Source organism: Gynuella sp., assembly GCF_050297175.1.
GTDB lineage: Bacteria > Pseudomonadota > Gammaproteobacteria > Pseudomonadales > Natronospirillaceae > Gynuella.
Genome location: NZ_JBNKSF010000033.1, coordinates 1 through 1,545, shown reverse-complemented (window position 1 = coordinate 1,545; position 1,545 = coordinate 1). Strand labels below are relative to the sequence as shown.

Annotated in this window: 3 protein-coding genes; 2 read left to right on the top strand and 1 reads right to left on the bottom strand. The window is 47.3% G+C overall.

Annotation, left to right across the window (positions count from 1 at the left end; all coding sequences use genetic code 11):
* Positions 1-181, top strand: a 181-nt coding sequence (locus tag ACQY6I_RS12205; RefSeq protein ID WP_428241762.1) for a hypothetical protein, incomplete at its 5' end; no start/stop codon positions are given.
* 702 nt (positions 182-883) lie between these two features.
* Here the strand turns inward: ACQY6I_RS12205 and ACQY6I_RS12200 are convergent.
* Positions 884-1,009 carry a hypothetical protein gene (locus ACQY6I_RS12200; RefSeq protein ID WP_428241761.1) on the bottom strand — a complete coding sequence of 42 codons (126 nt, stop codon included), beginning with the start codon at positions 1,007-1,009 and terminating at the stop codon, positions 884-886.
* Positions 1,010-1,079: 70 nt separating this feature from the next.
* Here ACQY6I_RS12200 and ACQY6I_RS12195 point away from each other — a divergent pair, with 70 nt between their 5' ends.
* The gene (locus ACQY6I_RS12195) at positions 1,080-1,421 is read left to right on the top strand and encodes a hypothetical protein (protein ID WP_428241760.1); all 342 of its coding nucleotides are present in this window, start codon (positions 1,080-1,082) and stop codon (positions 1,419-1,421) included.
* Positions 1,422-1,545: the final 124 nt, after the last annotated feature.

Genomic DNA, 1,545 nt, shown 5'->3' with positions numbered 1-1,545 from the left:
ATCAAGAATTCCAGTAAGTGCGGCTAATGCTCCGGTGGATAGTTCTGGCTCATCTTCTCAGTGGACTGATAATCTCCCCATACCTGACTCATATACATATCACATCCCAGACATTCACAATCAGCAACCTAACCGGTGGGTTTACGAGTGTGTTGATCTGGAACTGTATAACATGTGTTAACAGGACTGGCAAAACACTGCTGAATGAATCAACTTTATATGGCAGGAACATAAGACACATCTTCTTTAAACCCAAGGTATTATGTTCATGTCAACGGATGAGTATTATACAATGCAGCATGCACAACCAATGTAGTGGTTTATTTATATGCATCATGGATTATTTACATGTACTATATATGATTCTTATGGTCTTGAGTTGTGTAATATGTATGACTCTAATGGTATTTATTTACGTGTATTATGAATTATTTGCATGTATAAATTTAGTAGATGTCATATCGTTATTTTTCATGATTTTTTGTTCCATTTACTGACTTTCGGCAAAAATCAATCGGTTTCCGACAAAAACCACCCAGAAAGTCGCCACACCGATTTTCAGAAAAACCGATCAATTTATCGGTAAAACCGACTGATTTACCGGTGAAATCGGTCGCATTGTGTCGTTGGTTTTCACTGTTCCTACGTCGTCTCTGGTACATTTCAGCCAAATTTTCTTAATTTTCACTGATTTTTACCAAAATTTTTAAAAACCAGAATATTCAATTTTACTTTTTCGCCGAATTTTCAAACACTACTCGGGAGCCCGGGACGCTTTGGCGACCGTCGCGCGGTAACTGGACCCAATCTTTGAAGCCCAAGTATGCGCCACGGACAGGCCAGCTGCAGCTTCCCAGTCGTCTCTACCTGGCGCCCTCTCAGATCAGATCACCACCAGCGCTACCACCGTCAGTCCGTCACCGGCGCCGTCGCCGGAGATCACCTGCTTCTCCGGGCAAAAGCCAACTACTTGCTTCGAAGCCCCATCCAGCCCTCTCCATCGAGTCACTCGCTCGCCCAATTTGTCTCGCCCGCCGCGCTGGGACCAGCCCCACCAGCTCTGCTAGGGGTTTGGACCGATGGATCCGCTCCGGAGCTACCTGGGGCGGCTCCTCCTCGAGGAGATCACCCCGGTGGTGATGGTGCTGACCACCCCGCTCGCCGAGGCCGCCTGCCGCAAGAGCGGCCTCAGCTTTGTCGACATGCTCTCCCCTTTCTCGCTCTTCAAAAAAATCGATGGTGATGCGCCTCCCAATGCGTGTCTTCAGATTATTCCTTGCAGCGTCTGTTCTTGGTTTTGTGATCTCATGGAGAGTGCTGTCTCTGTGTGGGTGTTTGAGCAGTGCCCGTGCGAACGGCGAGCGATCAGCCATACAGGCTGCAGATGTTTAAGATTCGGATGGATTACGCATCAGACGTAAGGAAGCAGGACTACGAGGTGATTCTCTGACGCTAATGAGTTGCCATGGGTAGATACTGGTACCTATTGATTGAAGTGTTTGATGACCTTACCTTGATGTTTGGGGACAGGTGGCAGATGAGAAG